Source organism: Stutzerimonas stutzeri (assembly GCF_000935215.1).
Taxonomy (GTDB): Bacteria; Pseudomonadota; Gammaproteobacteria; order Pseudomonadales; family Pseudomonadaceae; genus Stutzerimonas.
This window is the reverse complement of sequence record NZ_JXXD01000199.1, coordinates 1-1,596: the sequence shown is the minus strand read 5'-3', so window position 1 is coordinate 1,596 and position 1,596 is coordinate 1. Positions and strand designations below refer to the sequence as shown.

The following is a 1,596-nucleotide window of genomic DNA, read 5'->3' as shown; positions in this document are numbered from 1 at the left end:
CAGACTGTGTGAAAACCTAGCAGTCCGAGAGCAAGCTAAAGACAATGCCTCCATCAGTTGATGGGGGCATTGTTGTTTATGGGCTACATCCAGGGCGAAGGTCGTCAGCAAAGCAGCCTGTTTCCTCCCACATTGGAGGAGCTGGTACCGGAGGATCATCTGGTACGGGTGATCGAGGCCTATGTCGCTCGTCTGGATCTGCAGGCTCTGGGTTTCAGCAAGGCCGAGCCGCTCAAGACCGGGCGTCCTGGCTATGATCCGGCGGATCTACTCAAGCTTTATCTATACGGTTACTTCCAGCGCATCCGCTCCTCCCGGCGCCTGGAAGCCGAGTGCCAGCGCAATGTCGAGGTGATGTGGCTGCTGGGCCGATTGGCTCCGGATTTCAAGACCATTGCCGATTTTCGCAAGGACAACAGTGCTGCTTTTCAAGCGACCTGCCGCACCTTCGTCCAGTTCTGTCGCCAGGTGGGACTGATCAGTGGGCAACTCGTGGCCATCGATGGCAGTAAGTTTCAGGCGGTTGCGTCGCAACGCAAGCATCTGAGCCTGACGAAGCTCAAGCGCCAACAAGCCAAGCTGGAGGCGCAGATAAGCCGTTATCTGGCAGAGCTGGACGAGGCTGACCGCAGTGAGGCGACTGAAGGGGTTGATCGCAGTGCGGTCAAGGCTGCGCTGCAGCACCTGAAGAGTCGACATGCCGATAACCTGACAGCCCAGGCGTTGATGGAGGTACAGGGGCTGGATCAGTTCGTCATGGGTGAGGATGAGGCCCGCATGATGCGTACCCACCAGGGGGCTCGCGTGGCTTATAACGTGCAAAGCGCGGTAGATGGCGAGCATGGGCTGATCCTGCATCATGCCGTCACTCAGGACGGTTGCGATAACCAGCAACTGGAACCGATGGCCAAGGCCGCCCAGGCGATCCTAGAACAGGAAGAGCTGACGGTTACAGCCGATGCCGGCTACTCCAATGGTGAGCAGTTTCAAGCCTGTGATGATGCTGGGATTACGGCTTATGTGCCGGAGAATCGAGGCATCAATAACAAGGGCGACGACACGCCGCTATTCGATCGCAGCGCCTTCACCTACGACGCAAAAAACGACCAGTACCAATGCCCTGCGAGCCAGTGGCTAACACTCAAACAGGTCAGTGGCCTACAACGTATCTATGCCGCGCAAGGTGACTGCGTGGGCTGTCCATTGAAATCACGCTGCACCAAGGCCAAGCGCCGATACGTGACTCGGCATGTCCATGAAGCCGCATTCGAGCGCATGCATCAGCGGATGCAGGCGCATCCAGAGATGATGGTCAGGCGCCGATCCATCGTCGAACATCCCTTCGGCAATCTGAAGCAGTGGATTTTGGGTAATGGTCGCTTCCTGCTCCGACAACTGCGGGGAGCGCGGACGGAAATGGCCCTGGCGGTCAACGCCTACAACCTGAAACGAGCCATCAATGTGCTGGGTGCCCGTCGGTTGATCGAACTATTGGGATAAATTCCATCTCCCATTTCCAAACATCAAAAACGCCAACGCCCCGAACCAGTCGGGGCATTGGATTTACATCTCGTCAGTGCGTTTTCACACGCTCTG

The 1,596-nt window shown here is 57.1% G+C and carries 1 protein-coding gene; it reads left to right on the top strand.

Annotated features, from left to right (window positions below):
* Positions 1 to 78: 78 nt before the first annotated feature.
* The gene (locus LO50_RS18645; RefSeq protein ID WP_044315942.1) at positions 79 to 1,500 is read left to right on the top strand and encodes an IS1182 family transposase; all 1,422 of its coding nucleotides are present in this window, start codon (positions 79 to 81) and stop codon (positions 1,498 to 1,500) included.
* Positions 1,501 to 1,596 lie beyond the last annotated feature (96 nt).

Bases quoted from the DNA above. Each gene is read 5' to 3' on its own strand.
- LO50_RS18645 (WP_044315942.1), top strand. From the start codon at position 79: ATGGGCTACATCCAGGGCGAAGGTCGTCAGCAAAGCAGCCTGTTTCCT.